The organism is Streptomyces sp. NPDC029466, from assembly GCF_055574515.1.
In genome coordinates, this window is the sequence record NZ_JBVHZH010000010.1 from 1 (window position 1) to 14,857 (window position 14,857).

The window sequence follows — 14,857 nt, forward strand, 5'->3', positions numbered from 1 at the left end:
GGTTGATAGGCCAGATATGGAAGCCCGGTAACGGGTGGAGTTGACTGGTACTAATAGGCCGAGGGCTTGTCCTCAGTTGCTCGCGTCCACTGTGTAGGTTCTGAAGTAACGACCTGTGATTGTGCCGGGTTGTCATCTTCATAGTGTTTCGGTGGTCATAGCGTTAGGGAAACGCCCGGTTACATTCCGAACCCGGAAGCTAAGCCTTTCCGCGCCGATGGTACTGCAGGGGGGACCCTGTGGGAGAGTAGGACGCCGCCGAACAATTTTTCAGCTCCGGTCCCTGAACCTCTGGTTCAGGGACCGGAGCTTTTTTGTTCTGCCCCCCGGGTGATGGGTGTAACTCGAAGTTCATCTCAGCTGACCAGGATCCGTGTCATGCGGACAGTAGGAACGCTCAAGTCAGCCGGTGTGCGTGCGGGTGATGAGGTCGTGGTGCCGGCGTATGGCAGCGCCGAGGTGGCCCGGGCCGTGGTGGAGTTGGGCGCGGTGCCGGTGTTCGCCGATGTGGACGGCGACAGCTACTGCCTCGACCCGGCTGCCGTGGCTGACGTGGTGACGAGTCAGACTGCCGCTGTCGTGGCGGTCAACCGCTTCGGGCGGCGGGCGGATGCCGGCTGGATCCGTGAAGTGGGTCAGCGGCACGGTCTGCTGGTGCTGGTGGAGGACGAGCCCGGGGCGGACCCGGAGGGCGCGGACCTGCGTCGGGCGCATGCGGCCTATCTGGACGGCAGGCTCAACGGGGTCGGGACGCCGACGCCGGCGGCGGGGCACACCTACGAGCAGTATGTGGTGCGGGTGCCGGGCAACGGGCGGCCGGACCGGGACGCGTTCGCGCGGACGTTGCGGGGCAAGGGCGTGGCGTGCCGGGTGCCGGTGCTGGCTCCGGTGTACCGCATGCCGGGGCTGCGGCGGGATGTGTTTCTGCCGCAGACGGAGCGGGCGGTGGACGAGACGCTGGCGCTGCCCGTGCATGCGGGGATGTCGCGGCGGGAGCTGCACAAGATGGTCGGTGCGTGCAATGCGCTGGGCGGGTTGCTGCAGCCGGCCTTTTAGCGAGTGGCCCGGGTGCGGTTCGAACCTGCCGCCGAGTTGCGGTAATATCTATTCCGTTGCCGCGCCCCAATAGCTCAGTCGGCAGAGCGTCTCCATGGTAAGGAGAAGGTCTACGGTTCGATTCCGTATTGGGGCTCCAGAGGACAAAGGCCCCCGCCAAATGGCGGGGGCCTTTGTCGTGTTGGGACGCGGTGCCGCAATGTGCGTCAGTTTTGCGGGGATTGGATATAGGCCAGGCCGTGGGCGCCGGAGATGTCGGTGCGGTCGACTTCCAGGGTGGCGAGCGGGCTCATCGTGGTGAGGTCGACGACCGTGACGGTGCTGGAGAGATTCGCGGAGACATAGCCGAGGCGGCCGTCGGGGGAGGAGGTGATGGTGAGGGGGAGCCGGCCGACCTCGACCTCACCCAGGGGGGCGAGGGTATCGGCGGCGAAGATGGTCAGGACTCCGGGGAGTTGCGAGTCCATGAAGCCGCCGGATGCGGTGCCCGAGCGCAGTTCGCCGGCCAGCAGCAGGCCGGTCGAGGTGGCGTGGACCGGCATGACCTGGCCCTTGGTGGGGACGGTGCGGATGATTTCGTGGGTGGCGGTGTCGATGACGTGGATGCCCGTCGGCCCGGAGGGCGAGGCGGTGAAGTCGGCCTTCGGAGCCGCCACGTAGGCATGACGGCCATCGGGGGCGATGGTGAGCCCTTCGCTGCCGGTGACCGGGATGCGGCCGATGCACTCATCGCGTGTCAGGTCGACGACCGAGACGAACGGCGCTTCCTTGTTGGTGGCGTAGCCGTACCGTCCGTCGGGGGTGAGGTCGAACCAGTGCGGGCCGGGGGCCATCGTGGAGATGCGGCCGAGGCGGGTGTGGGTGCGGGTGTCGAGGATCAGGACGCCGCCGGGCTCGGTGTCGGTGGCCTCCACGCTGGCGTACAGCCGGCCGCGGGCACGGTCGAGGGCCAGGCCGTGCGGAGCGTGGTCGGGGGCGGTGTCGAGGGTCGCCACGATGCTGCGGGTGTCGACGTCGATGACGGTGATCTGGTGGGACCGGCCCTGGTGGGCGTTGTAGAAGCCGGAGCGGTAGGTGCTGGCGCAGTACAGCAGCCGGTGGTCGGGGTCGTAGCAGAGCTCGTGGGGCTGCGGCGGGACCGGCAGCACGTCCAGGCGTTCGTGAGTGGCGGCGTCGAAGAAGGTGACGGTCGGACCGGTCTGGCTGACGACGGCGAGCAGGTCGCCGGGCTTGCCGGCGGGTGTGGAAGTCATGGTCCGTATCGTGGGCGGCCGTTGGGGATGACTCCAGTGCAAGTCGGGCAAGGGTGCCTTGCACCGCACGCAAGGGTGCAGGTGGTGACAGGGGCAGCGGCCGGACGGCTGTGAGCCGGATCACACAGGCCGCTGCCCCGGGGTCAGCCGGCCTGGAACTCGGGGACGCGCAGGGCGAGGATGGCCATGTCGTCGGAGGCGGGTTCGGCGGCGAAGCGTTCCACGGCGCGCAGCACGCGGGCGGCGACCGCGCCGGCGGTGAGGCCCGTACAGGTCGTCAGGACGTCGGTGAGGCCGTCGTCGCCGAGCATGCGGGTGCCCTCGCGGCGTTCGGTGACGCCGTCGGTGACACACAGCAGGACATCGCCGGGGTCAAGGGTGACGGTCTGTTCGTAGAGTTCCAGGTCGTCCATGACGCCGAGGAGCGGCTGGGGTTCGGCGGCCGGTTCGACCGTGCCGTCCTGGCGCAGCCGGAGCGGCAGGGGGTGGCCCGCGCAGACGACCTTGAGTACGGCGCTGCCGTCGTCCTGCGGCCACAGCTCGCCGTAGAGGAGCGTCAGGAAGCGGCTACGGGCGCCCTCGTCGAGGATGGCGGCATTCAGCCGCTCCAGGACGGCGGGGCCGCCGAAGCCCTCGCGGGCGAGCAGCCGCAGCGCGTGCCGGGCCAGGCCGGTGACCGCGGCGGCCTCCGGGCCCGTGCCGCAGACATCGCCGATGGCGAAGCCGTACGCGCCGTCGCGGATGGGGAAGAGGTCGTAGAAGTCGCCGCCGACCTCGTTGCCCTCGCCGGCCGCGCGGTAGATGACCTCGACCTCCACGCCGGGGATGACGGGGAGTTCGGGGGGCAGCAGGCTGCGCTGGAGGGACTGGCTGATGGCCGTGCGCTCGGAGTAGAGGCGGGCGTTGTCCAGGGCGAGCGCGGCCCGGCGGGAGAGGTCCTCGGCGAGTTCCAGGATCTCCTGGCGGAAGTGCTCCTCGGTGGGCTTGCCCAGGGTGAGCATGCCGATGACGCGGTTACGGGCGACGAGGGGGAGCACGACGGTCTCGCCGCCGACGGCGGAGGCGGTGGCGAGCGTGGCGCCCGGACCGGTCGACGGGCGGGCGGAGTTGCCCAGGCCGAGGCTGCGCATCGAGGTGCGCAGTGCGGCGTCGTGGGCGGCGTCGCCGGGGGCGGTCCACACCCGCGCGCCGGGGGTGGGCACCGGCTCGGGGGGATCGACCTTCATCAGCAGGGTCTTGAGGCCGTCGATCCGGTCCTCGTCCTCGTGCAGGACATAGGAGAGTTCGGGCTCGGAGGCCGGGTCGGCGACGGTGTAGACCGCGCACCACGTGGCGAGGGTGGGGACCGTCATCTGGGCCATCAGGGCCAGGGTCTGATCGCGGTCGAGGGTGCCGGCCAGGAGGTCGGAGGCCTCGACGAGGAAGGAGAGGGAGCCGCGGCGCAGCTTCTCCAACTCGGTCAGCCGGGCGCGTTCGACGGCGAGGGCGATGCGGTCGGCGGCGAACTGGAGCCGCAGTGCCTCCTCGTTCGTGTAGCGGCCGGCGCCTTCCGCGGCGACGCCGAGGGAGCCGGTCAGCCGGCCCTCGACCTTCAGGGGGACGGTGACGACCGAGCGCATGCCCGTGCCGCTGAGGAGGGGGACGGCGCCGGGGACGGCGGTGAGGTCCTCGTGGACGGCGGGCATCCGGGCGGAGCCGTAGCGTCCGGATCCGGCCTCGACGGGGACGCGGGCGAACCGCTGGCGGGCGGAGGGCAGGCCCGTGGAGGCGCGGACCTCCAGTTCGGTCTCGTCGTCGGTGGCCAGGAGGAGATAGGCGGCGTCGCCGTCGAGCATGTCGCGGGCGCGTTCGACGGTGCGCTGGAGCAGGCCGTCGAGGTCGTCCGGGGCCGGGGAGCCGATGAAGACCTCGAACGGGTCGGACGGGCGTCCCTCTGCCTGGGCGGCCTGGGAGGCGGCGTCCGGGGCGGGCGTGCGCTGCGGGCTCTGGAGGATCGCGCGTTCGTGGTCGCGCACCAGGAGGCAGACCGTGGAGGCCTCGCCGTCGGCGTCGCGGACGCGCAGGTGGGAGGCGTAGACGGGGACGACCCGGCCGTCGGCGCCCCTTATGCCGTAGGAGCCCTCCCAGCGGGACAGCTGGAGCGCCTCGGCGATGCCGGTGCCGGTGCCGGGGGTGTGCGGCCAGGCGGCGAAGTCGGTGAGCGGTTTGCCGATGACCTGCTCGGGGTCGTAGGCGAAGAGGTCCTGGGCGTCCTCGTTCCAGAAGCTGATGCAGCCGCCGCGGTCGATCTGGATCACGGCGACGCGGACCCGGGCGTCGGCGACCGGGAGGGCGTCCACGGGCAGCGCGGGGCCCGCGGAGCGGGTGCCGGCCGGGCGCTCGGGAAGATCGAGCTGGAACCACACATGCTTCTGGGCGGTGGTGTACTCGACGCCCCAGCGGGAGGCCAGCGCGCCGCACAGCAGCAGGCCGCGGCCGCCCTCGCGGTCGGGGTGGACGACGATCTGCCCGGCGTTCTGGAGCGGAATCTCCCGTTCGGGGTAGCGGTCGGCGACGGAGATCTTCACTCCGCCGTCGTTGCGCAGACACAGCACATCGGCGGCGGTGCCGGCGTGCACCACCGCGTTCGTGACCAGCTCACTGGTCAGGACGACGGCGTCGTCGACGATGTCGGCGCAGCCCCAGCCCTGGAGGGTGTCGCGGACGAACGCACGGGCAGTGGCGACGGAGCGCCCGACCGGCTCGAAGGTTGCGGCGGCCCGCGCGGTGATCACTGGTCTCCTCATGCGTGTGTCGGTGATCTGCTCCCCCATGGTCGCGGCGCCCCTCCGAATACCTGTTGTGCTCGCCCCACCGCCCGTGGTCGATGGCCGGGGCGGTGGACAGCCGTATGCCAGGTTACTTACCTTCGCCGCACCCAAGGATGCCGGTCACGTGTGTTTCCGCCCCAATCGTGCACCGGGACGGTGTGCGATGCTGCCGAACTGTTATGGCCTGGTTGAGCCATGGTGAAACACTGGGCAAGTATCAAGAGAAAGCCCGGGTAGAACGGTCGACCCTGCGGGAGGGACAACGTGGAGTCTGGCGCAGCGGCGCGGGGCGCAAGCACACGCGCGAAAGGCGGACGATCCCGGAACAACGGGACGACCGAGGTGGATACGGCTGCGCTGAATCGGCTGTTGGTCGCACTGGTTGCCATGCGGGACGGGAACTTCCGCAAACGGCTCACGGTTTCCGGCGACGGCGTCATGTCGGAAATCGCGGCGGTCTTCAACGAGGTCGCGGACCGCAATCTGCATCTCACGGGCGAGCTGACGCGGGTGCGCCGGGTCGTCGGCCGTGAGGGAAAGCTCACGGAACGGCTGGAGGTCGGCGCCGCCGAGGGCTCCTGGGCCGCGGCGATCGACGCCTCGAATGCGCTGGTCGACGACCTCGTACGGCCCGTCTCCGAGGTGGGGCGGGTGCTGTCGGCGGTCTCCGAGGGCGACCTGGAACAGCGGATGGATCTGCGTTCGCGCAGTTCGGACAGCTCTTCGGAGCACCCTCTGCGGGGTGAATTCCTGAAGGTCGGCCGGACCGTCAACGGGCTGGTGGATCAGCTCTCCGCCTTTACCGACGAGGTCACGAGAGTGGCCAGTGAGGTCGGTACGGAGGGCAAGCTCGGCGGCCAGGCGCGGGTGCGCGGAATGTCGGGTTCGTGGAAGGACCTCACGGAATCCGTCAACACCATGGCGTCCCGGCTGACGGCCCAGGTGCGTGACATTGCTCTCGTCACCACGGCGGTGGCCAAGGGTGATCTGTCGCGCAAGGTGACCGTCCATGTCTCCGGCGAGATGCTGGAGCTGAAGAACACCGTCAACACGATGGTCGACCAGCTCTCCTCGTTCGCCTCCGAGGTGACGCGGGTCGCCCGTGAGGTCGGTACGGAGGGTGAGCTCGGCGGTCAGGCGCAGGTCCCCGGCGTCGCCGGCGTGTGGAAGGACCTGACGGATTCGGTCAACCTCATGGCCGGCAACCTCACCGCGCAGGTGCGCGGGATCGCGCAGGTCACCACCGCCGTCGCGAACGGTGATCTGTCGCAGAAGGTCACGGTCAGTGCACGCGGCGAGGTCGCGCAGCTGGCCGACACGATCAACACCATGACCGAGACGCTGCGGACCTTCGCGGACGAAGTGACGCGGGTGGCGAACGAGGTCGGCGCCGAGGGTCAGCTCGGCGGTCAGGCGCAGGTGCCGGGCGCGGCCGGCACGTGGAAGGACCTCACCGATTCGGTGAACACCGCCTTCCGCAACCTGACGGCGCAGGTGCGGGACATCGCGCAGGTGACGACGGCGGTCGCCAACGGTGACCTCTCGCAGACGGTCACCGTCGATGTGGCCGGTGAAATGCTGGAGTTGAAGAACACCGTCAACACGATGGTGGGTCAGCTCTCCTCGTTCGGCGCCGAAGTGACGCGCGTTGCGCGGGAGATCGGGGTCGAGGGCGAGCTGGGCGGACAGGCCGCGGTGCCCGGTGCCGCGGGGACGTGGAAGGACCTCACGGACTCCGTGAACACCGCCTTCCGCAACCTCACCGGGCAGGTGCGCAACATCGCCCAGGTGACGACCGCGGTGGCCAACGGTGACCTCTCGCAGAAGGTGACCGTCGATGTCTCCGGCGAGATGCTCCAGCTGAAGAACACCGTGAACACCATGGTGGACCAGCTGTCCTCGTTCGCCGACCAGGTCACGCGGATGGCCAGGGACGTGGGTACGGAGGGCCGGCTGGGCGGCCAGGCCCGGGTGGACGGCGTCAGCGGCACCTGGAAGGAGCTGACCGACTCCGTCAACTTCATGGCGGGGAACCTGACTTCACAGGTGCGGCAGATCGCGCAGGTGACGACGGCGGTCGCCCGGGGTGACCTCTCCCAGAAGATCGACGTGGACGCGCGCGGCGAGATCCTGGAGCTGAAGAACACCATCAACACGATGGTCGACCAGCTCTCCGCCTTCGCCGAGCAGGTCACCCGGGTCGCCCGGGAGGTCGGTACGGACGGCAGGCTGGGCGGTCAGGCGCAGGTGCCGGGCGTCGCGGGTGTCTGGCGCGATCTGACCGACTCCGTGAACGGTATGGCCGGCAACCTCACGGCCCAGGTCCGCAATATCGCGCAGGTCGCCACGGCGGTCGCGCGCGGTGACCTGTCGCAGAAGATCGACGTGGACGCCCGGGGCGAGATCCTGGAGCTGAAGAACACCCTGAACACCATGGTCGACCAGCTCTCCTCGTTCGCAGAGCAGGTCACCCGGGTCGCCCGTGAGGTGGGCACCGAGGGCATCCTGGGCGGCCAGGCCGAGGTGCAGGGCGTCAGCGGTACGTGGAAGGACCTCACCCAGTCCGTCAACTTCATGGCGAACAACCTGACCTCGCAGGTGCGCAACATCGCCGAGGTGACGACCGCGGTGGCCCGCGGTGATCTGTCCAAGAAGATCACCGTCGATGCCAAGGGCGAGATCCTCGAACTGGTCACGACCGTCAACACGATGGTCGACCAGCTGTCGTCGTTCGCCGAGCAGGTGACCCGGGTGGCCCGCGAGGTGGGCACCGAGGGCCAGTTGGGCGGTCAGGCGCGGGTGCCGGGTGCCACCGGCATCTGGCTGGACCTCAGCGACAACGTGAACCTGATGGCCAACAACCTGACCATCCAGGTGCGCAACATCTCCCAGGTCTCGGCGGCGGTTGCCAACGGCGACCTCACGAAGAAAGTCACGGTCGAGGCGCGCGGCGAGGTCGCGCAGCTCGCCGACACGGTCAACACGATGGTCACGACGCTGTCGTCGTTCGCCGACGAGGTCACGCGAGTGGCCCGTGAGGTGGGCACCGACGGCATCCTGGGCGGTCAGGCCCGCGTCCCCGGCGTCGCCGGTACGTGGAAGGACCTCACCGAGTCCGTGAACTCGATGGCCAACAACCTGACCGGCCAGGTCCGCAACATCGCCATGGTCACCACCGCCATCGCCAAGGGTGATCTGACCAAGAAGATCGACATCGATGCGCGGGGCGAGATCCTCGCGCTGAAGACCACCATCAACACGATGGTCGATCAGCTCTCGTCCTTCGCCGAACAGGTCACCAGGGTGGCCCGTGAGGTGGGTACGGAAGGCCAGCTGGGCGGGCAGGCGCAGGTGCGCGGTGTGGCCGGCACCTGGCGGGACCTGACCGAATCGGTGAACGAGATGGCGGGCAACCTGACCCGTCAGGTCCGGGCCATCGCCGCGGTCGCCGCGGCGGTCACCCTCGGCGATCACAACGTCCGTATCGACGTGGACGCGGCCGGCGAGATCCTGGAGCTCCAGGACAACGTCAACACCATGATCTCCACGCTCCGCGAGACCACCCTCGCCAACGAGGAACAGGACTGGCTCAAGGGCAACCTCGCCCGGATCTCCGGTCTGATGCAGGGCCGGCGCGACCTCAAGGACGTCGCCACGCTCATCATGAGCGAGCTGTCGCCCGCGGTCTCCGCCCAGCACGGCGCGTTCTTCCTCGCCGCGCAGCCCGACAGCCAGGAGATCGGCGCGGACGGTGGCGAGGCCGGTGCGTACGAGCTGCGGCTGATGGGTTCGTACGGCTACGCCATGGGCGGGATGCCGACGACCTTCCGGCCGGGCGAGACGCTGATCGGCACGGCCGCGGAGGAGGGGCGCACGATCCTGGTGGAGAACGTCCCGTCCGGCTATCTCAAGATCGCCTCCGGGCTGGGTGAGGCACCGCCGGCGAATGTGATCGTGCTGCCGGTGCTGTTCGAGGACAAGGTGCTCGGGGTGATCGAGCTGGCGTCCTTCCAGCCGTTCACCCAGATCCAGAAGGACTTCCTCAGCCAGATCGCCGAGATGATCGCGACCAGCGTCAACACCATCTCGGTGAACACCAAGACCGAGGTGCTGCTCAAGCAGTCGCAGGAGCTGACCGAGCAGCTCAAGGAGCGGTCGGGTGAGCTGGAGAGCCGGCAGAAGGCGCTGGAGCTGTCCAACACCGAGCTGGAGGAGAAGGCCGAGCAGCTGCGCGCGCAGAACCGCGACATCGAGGTGAAGAACACCGAGATCGAGGAGGCGCGGCAGGTCCTGGAGGAGCGCGCCGAGCAGCTCGCGGTCTCGATGCGCTACAAGTCGGAGTTCCTGGCGAACATGTCGCACGAACTGCGCACGCCGCTCAACTCCCTGCTGATTCTGGCCAAGTTGCTGGCCGATAACGCCGAGGGGAATCTCTCCCCGAAGCAGGTCGAATTCGCCGAAACCATCCATGGCGCCGGTTCCGACCTGCTCCAGCTGATCAACGACATCCTCGACCTGTCCAAGGTCGAGGCCGGAAAGATGGACGTCAGCCCGACGCGCATCGCGCTGGTCCAGCTCGTCGACTACGTGGAGGCCACCTTCCGGCCGCTGACCGCGGAGAAGGGACTCGACTTCTCCGTACGGGTCTCCCCGGAGCTCCCCGCGACGCTGCACACCGACGAGCAGCGACTGCTCCAGGTGCTGCGCAATCTGCTGTCCAACGCGGTGAAGTTCACCGACAGCGGCGCCGTCGAGCTGGTGATCCGGCCGGCCGGCGCGGATGTCCCGGTGGCCATCCGGGAGCAGCTGCTGGAGCACGGTTCGCTGCGCGACCCGGACGCGGACATGATCGCCTTCTCGGTGACCGACACCGGCATCGGCATCGCCTCCAGCAAGATGCGGGTCATCTTCGAGGCGTTCAAGCAGGCGGACGGCACGACCAGCCGCAAGTACGGCGGTACCGGCCTGGGCCTGTCCATCAGCCGGGAGATCGCCCGGCTGCTGGGCGGCGAGATCCATGCCGCGAGTGAGCCGAACCGCGGCTCCACGTTCACCCTCTACCTGCCGCACAACCCGGGCGGGCTGCCGCCGCAGGGCTATCCGCAGCTGGTGGCCGGCGGGATCGCGATGGACGCGGAGGCGCGGGAGACGGAGGTCGGGCAGCAGGAGGCCGAGGAGCAGCAGGAGCACGAGCAGGGCTCCAGCCTCAACCGGCGCCGCCGCCGGGCGATTCAGGGGACCCCGCGGCGCTTCGAGCTCTCCGGGCGGCAGCAGCCGGCCCCGGCGCCGCAGCAGGCGCCACCGGCGCCGCCGCAGCCCGCTCCCCAGCAGCCCGCGGAGGAGCCCTGGCTCGGCAACGGCCAGGATCTGGTGGACCCGGCCTTCGAGGGCGGCTTCCACGGTGAGAAGGTGCTGATCGTGGATGACGACATCCGCAACGTCTTCGCCCTCACCAGCGTCCTGGAACAGCACGGGCTGTCGGTGCTCTACGCGGAGAACGGACGGGAAGGTATCGAGGTCCTGGAGCAGCACGACGACATCGTGCTGGTCCTGATGGACATCATGATGCCGGAGATGGACGGCTATGCGACCACGGCGGCGATCCGCCGGATGCCGCAGTTCGCCGGACTGCCCATCATCGCGCTGACCGCGAAGGCGATGAAGGGCGACCGGGAGAAGAGCATCGACTCCGGGGCCTCCGACTACGTGACCAAGCCGGTGGATACCGATCATCTGTTGTCGGTCATGGAGCAATGGATGCGGGCGGAGTGACGGAGCGTCCAGTATGGAGGGGAAAGGGGATCATCGCGTGCTGACTCAGTGTTGCCGCGGACGTGTGGAAGCGTGGGATCCGGGGAACCTTCTGGTCCCTGTCTGCGTTTCTGCAACGTGCACAGTGACATCGCGGTGACAGGGTGTGGCGACAGGCGGGGTGCAGCTACCATGACCGGCACAAGGACGGGCGGCGTGACGGAGTCGTCCCCTGGGGCGGCGTCCGGTTCGATGCCGGGGCGAGGAGGACGGGCCATGGTGCAGAAGGCCAAGATCCTCCTGGTCGATGACCGGCCGGAGAATCTGCTGGCGCTGGAGGCGATCCTCTCCGCGCTCGATCAGACACTGGTGCGGGCATCGTCCGGGGAGGAAGCGCTCAAAGCACTGCTCACGGACGATTTCGCGGTGATTCTGCTCGATGTGCAGATGCCGGGCATGGACGGTTTCGAGACCGCCGCGCACATCAAGCGGCGCGAGCGGACCCGCGACATCCCGATCATCTTCCTCACGGCCATCAACCACGGCCCGCATCACACCTTCCGCGGGTACGCGGCCGGCGCGGTGGACTACATCTCCAAGCCGTTCGACCCGTGGGTGCTGCGCGCCAAGGTCTCGGTCTTCGTCGAGCTGTACATGAAGAACTGCCAACTGCGGGAGCAGGCCTCCCTGCTGAGGCTTCAGCTGGAGGGCGGCCGGCCGAGCGCCGACGAGGCGCGGGAGTCCGCGGGGCTGCTCGCCGAGCTGTCCGCGCGGCTGGCCGCGGTCGAGGAGCAGGCCGAGGCGCTGTCCAAGCAGCTGGACGAGACGGCGGACGCGGCGGCGGTCGCCACCGCGGCGCATCTGGAGCGCAAACTCACCGGACTGCGCAGGGCGCTGGACGCCCTGGAGCCGGGGTCGGGCAGCGTCGCGGGGTGACTGACGCCCCTTCATGAGACGGGCGCGCGACACGTTCGGGTGAAGCGCCGTGCGCTCGTGTCATGCCTGCGTTCGCCTGTAATCTCGTCGCCATGGCCTCACGTACGTCCGGCAAGGGAACCCAGAGCACGGCGGGCCCCTCGAAGCAGCGCGCCGGACGGACCGCGGGCGGCGCCGCCAAGAAGGCCGCCGCGAAGAAAGCCCCCGCGAAGCCGCCGGCCAAGAAGGCGGCGGCAGCGAAGAAGGCACCGGCCAAGAGGGCCGCCGCCAAGAAGGCCGCTCCCAAACCGGCGCCGTCACCCACCGGTGGGGTCTACCGTCTCGCCCGCGCCTGCTGGCTGGGGCTCGCGCACGGCATCGGGGCGATGTTCCGCGGGGTGGGCCGTGGCGCGAAGAACCTCGATCCGGCGCACCGCAAGGACGGGCTGGCGCTGCTGCTGCTCGGGCTCTCACTGGTGATCGCGGCCGGCACCTGGTCGAACCTCAGCGGCCCGGTCGGCGACCTCGTCGAGCTGCTGGTGACCGGCGCGTTCGGCCGGCTCGATCTGGTCGTACCGATACTGCTGGGCGGCATCGCCGTACGCCTCATCCGGCACCCCGAGCAGCCGGAGGCCAACGGCCGGATCGTGATCGGGCTGTCCGCGCTGGTGGTCGGCGTCCTCGGGCAGGTCGCGATGGCCTGTGGCTCCCCGGGCCGGGACAACGGCCTGGCCGCCATACAGGACGCCGGCGGCTATCTCGGGTGGGTCGCGTCCAAGCCGCTGATCTTCACCGTCGGACAGACCCTGGCGGTGGCGCTGCTGGCGCTGCTGACCCTCTTCGGGCTGCTGGTGGTCACCGCGACCCCGGTGAACGCCATCCCGCAGCGGCTGCGGGCGCTCGGCATCAAGCTGGGCGTGGTGCATCCCGAGGCGGACCACGACGAGGTCGAGGAGTACGCGGAGGAGTGGCGCGAGCAGCCCGTGCGCAAGCCGCGCCGCAGCGCCGCCGCACCGGCCGCACACGACCCGGACGCGATAGAGGAAGCGGCACTGGCCAAGCGGCGCCGGCCGCGGCGGGCCTCCGCGCAGTCCGACCCGACCCGGCCGATGGACGCGGTGGATGTCGCCGCCGCGGCCGCCGCCGCGCTGGACGGCGCGGTGCTGCACGGCGTCCAGCCGTCACCGCTCGTCGCCGGCCTCAGCAGCAGCATCTCCGGGGAGCGCCGGGGCCGCGACGGCGAGGACACCGCGGGGGAGAGCGGCACGGTGCCGCCGGCCCGCGGCGCGGAGCCGGAGCCGGCCGCGAACGAGCGCACCCCGGCCGTGCCGGACTTCACCAAGGCGCCGCCCGAGCCCTCGGGCGCGCTGCCGGCCCGCGCCGAGCAGCTCCAGTTGGCCGGCGACATCACCTACTCGCTGCCCTCGCTCGACCTGCTCTCCCGGGGCGGGCCCGGCAAGACCCGCAGCGCCGCGAACGACGCCATAGTGACCGCGCTGACCACGGTCTTCCAGGAGTTCAAGGTCGATGCCGCGGTCACCGGCTTCACCCGGGGCCCGACGGTCACCCGCTACGAGGTCGAGCTCGGCCCGGCCGTCAAGGTCGAGAAGATCACCGCCCTGGCCAAGAACATCGCCTACGCGGTGGCCAGCCCCGATGTCCGCATCATCAGCCCGATCCCCGGCAAGTCCGCGGTCGGCATCGAGATCCCCAACACCGACCGCGAGATGGTCAACCTCGGCGATGTGCTGCGGCTGGCGGACGCGGCGGGCGATGAGCATCCGATGCTGGTGGCGCTCGGCAAGGACGTCGAGGGCGGCTACGTCATGGCCAACATGGCGAAGATGCCGCACATCCTGGTGGCCGGTGCCACCGGCTCCGGTAAGTCCTCCTGCATCAACTGTCTGATCACCTCGGTGATGGTGCGGGCGACGCCGGAGGACGTCCGGATGGTGCTGGTCGACCCCAAGCGCGTCGAGCTGACCGCGTACGAGGGCATCCCGCATCTGATCACGCCGATCATCACCAACCCCAAGCGCGCCGCCGAGGCGCTCCAGTGGGTGGTGCGCGAGATGGACCTGCGCTACGACGATCTTGCGGCCTACGGCTTCCGGCACATCGACGACTTCAACGAGGCGGTGCGCAGCGGCAAGGTCAGCTCCCCCGAGGGCAGCGAGCGCGAGCTGGCGCCGTACCCGTACCTGCTGGTCATCGTGGACGAGCTGGCGGACCTGATGATGGTCGCGCCGCGGGACGTGGAGGACTCGATCGTCCGCATCACCCAGCTCGCCCGCGCGGCAGGCATCCACCTGGTGCTCGCCACCCAGCGGCCTTCCGTCGATGTGGTCACCGGCCTGATCAAGGCCAATGTGCCCTCCCGGCTCGCGTTCGCCACCTCCTCGCTCGCCGACAGCCGGGTCATCCTCGACCAGCCGGGCGCCGAGAAGCTGATCGGCAAGGGCGACGGGCTGTTCCTGCCGATGGGCGCCAACAAGCCGGTGCGCATGCAGGGCGCGTTCGTGACCGAGGAGGAGGTCGCGGCCGTCGTCCAGCACTGCAAGGACCAGATGGCGCCCGTCTTCCGCGATGACGTCACGGTCGGCACGGCGAAGAAGAAGGAGATCGACGAGGACATCGGCGATGACCTCGATCTGCTGTGTCAGGCCGCTGAGCTGGTGGTTTCCACCCAGTTCGGGTCGACGTCGATGCTCCAGCGCAAGCTGCGGGTGGGCTTCGCCAAGGCCGGCCGGCTGATGGACCTGATGGAGTCGCGGAACATCGTCGGGCCGAGCGAGGGTTCCAAGGCTCGTGACGTTCTTGTGAAGCCTGATGAACTGGACGGAGTGCTGGCGGTGATCCGGGGGGAGGCTACCGAGTAGCACAGCCATCCGGGTCACCCGTACGGAAGAAGAAAGCAACCGTTTCTGCTGCCGAGACGTCAAGTTGAGGGAGATGAGGGAACGATGCCGCACCATCCAGCCCGAGGGCACCGCCGACGGCGTTCCGATGGCGTACAAAGTCCGCTCTCCCGCTTGCCCGACCCTTTCGCCCCACCCCTAGACTGAACTTCCA

General features: G+C 69.4%; 6 protein-coding genes, 1 tRNA gene and 1 rRNA gene. 6 read left to right on the top strand and 2 right to left on the bottom strand.

The features are described from left to right. Nucleotides 1-147 precede the first annotated feature (147 nt). The 3 genes from rrf (at nucleotide 148) to ACZ4XD_RS10825 (ending at nucleotide 1,195) form a co-directional block, all read left to right on the top strand. Nucleotides 148-264, top strand: a 5S ribosomal RNA gene (gene rrf / locus ACZ4XD_RS10815). Between the two features lie 114 nt (nucleotides 265-378). Then, nucleotides 379-1,056: a DegT/DnrJ/EryC1/StrS family aminotransferase gene (locus tag ACZ4XD_RS10820; protein ID WP_468040445.1), complete on the top strand. Its 678-nt coding sequence runs from the start codon at nucleotides 379-381 to the stop codon at nucleotides 1,054-1,056. 63 nt (nucleotides 1,057-1,119) lie between these two features. Next, nucleotides 1,120-1,195: transfer RNA gene (locus ACZ4XD_RS10825), tRNA-Thr, on the top strand. Nucleotides 1,196-1,262: 67 nt separating this feature from the next. Here the strand turns inward: ACZ4XD_RS10825 and ACZ4XD_RS10830 are convergent. Together ACZ4XD_RS10830 and ACZ4XD_RS10835 are read right to left on the bottom strand one after the other, a co-directional pair. Further along, entirely contained in the window at nucleotides 1,263-2,309 is a 1,047-nt protein-coding gene (locus tag ACZ4XD_RS10830; protein ID WP_468040448.1) for a YncE family protein, read from the bottom strand. Nucleotides 2,310-2,452: 143 nt separating this feature from the next. After that, entirely contained in the window at nucleotides 2,453-5,122 is a 2,670-nt protein-coding gene (locus ACZ4XD_RS10835; RefSeq protein WP_468040451.1) for a SpoIIE family protein phosphatase, read from the bottom strand. A gap of 261 nt (nucleotides 5,123-5,383) precedes the next feature. On the opposite strand from ACZ4XD_RS10835, the gene ACZ4XD_RS10840 reads away from it, so the two are divergent. The 3 genes from ACZ4XD_RS10840 to ACZ4XD_RS10850 all read left to right on the top strand — a co-directional run bounded on the left by ACZ4XD_RS10840 (nucleotide 5,384) and on the right by ACZ4XD_RS10850 (nucleotide 14,664). Further along, a complete protein-coding gene (locus ACZ4XD_RS10840; RefSeq protein WP_468040453.1) occupies nucleotides 5,384-10,891 on the top strand; it encodes a HAMP domain-containing protein in 5,508 nt (1,835 codons plus the stop codon). A gap of 255 nt (nucleotides 10,892-11,146) precedes the next feature. Next, nucleotides 11,147-11,806 carry a response regulator gene (locus ACZ4XD_RS10845; RefSeq protein WP_042159926.1) on the top strand — a complete coding sequence of 220 codons (660 nt, stop codon included), beginning with the start codon at nucleotides 11,147-11,149 and terminating at the stop codon, nucleotides 11,804-11,806. Between the two features lie 92 nt (nucleotides 11,807-11,898). Continuing rightward, nucleotides 11,899-14,664, top strand: coding sequence for a DNA translocase FtsK (locus ACZ4XD_RS10850; RefSeq protein WP_468040456.1), 2,766 nt, complete (start codon nucleotides 11,899-11,901; stop codon nucleotides 14,662-14,664). Nucleotides 14,665-14,857: the final 193 nt, after the last annotated feature.

What these genes read in the sequence shown, in the direction of transcription:
- ACZ4XD_RS10835 (WP_468040451.1), bottom strand. Translation starts at nt 5,122, where the DNA reads ATGGGGGAGCAGATCACCGACACACGCATGAGGAGACCAGTGATCACC.
- ACZ4XD_RS10850 (WP_468040456.1), top strand. Translation starts at nt 11,899, where the DNA reads ATGGCCTCACGTACGTCCGGCAAGGGAACCCAGAGCACGGCGGGCCCC.
- ACZ4XD_RS10830 (WP_468040448.1), bottom strand. Translation starts at nt 2,309, where the DNA reads ATGACTTCCACACCCGCCGGCAAGCCCGGCGACCTGCTCGCCGTCGTC.
- ACZ4XD_RS10845 (WP_042159926.1), top strand. Translation starts at nt 11,147, where the DNA reads ATGGTGCAGAAGGCCAAGATCCTCCTGGTCGATGACCGGCCGGAGAAT.
- ACZ4XD_RS10820 (WP_468040445.1), top strand. Translation starts at nt 379, where the DNA reads ATGCGGACAGTAGGAACGCTCAAGTCAGCCGGTGTGCGTGCGGGTGAT.